1 protein-coding gene is annotated in these 209 nt (G+C 56.0%); it reads left to right on the plus strand.

Annotation, left to right across the window (positions count from 1 at the left end; all coding sequences use genetic code 11):
* Positions 1–209, plus strand: a 209-nt coding sequence (locus tag ACO0KZ_RS20595) for a hypothetical protein (RefSeq protein ID WP_422998681.1), incomplete at both ends; no start/stop codon positions are given.

A 209-nucleotide genomic window follows, 5' to 3' on the forward strand; every position in this document is an offset into this window, starting at 1 on the left:
GGCGGTATCTTGGATAATGAAAAGCCGTCGGTGACGAAAGTAGAACCGGGCTTGACAGGAACCGCCGATGACAATGTGACGGAAGGTGCAAACTTAGTCTATACGGTCAGTTTGTCGGCAGCGACCAACGGACTGACTACGTATGCGTACACGCTCGGTGGCGGCAGCGCGACCGCGAGCAGTGATTACAACACGACCCCGGTGTTCAG

The sequence above is a fragment of the Undibacterium sp. Di24W genome (assembly GCF_049340325.1).
Classification (GTDB): domain Bacteria; phylum Pseudomonadota; class Gammaproteobacteria; order Burkholderiales; family Burkholderiaceae_D; genus Undibacterium.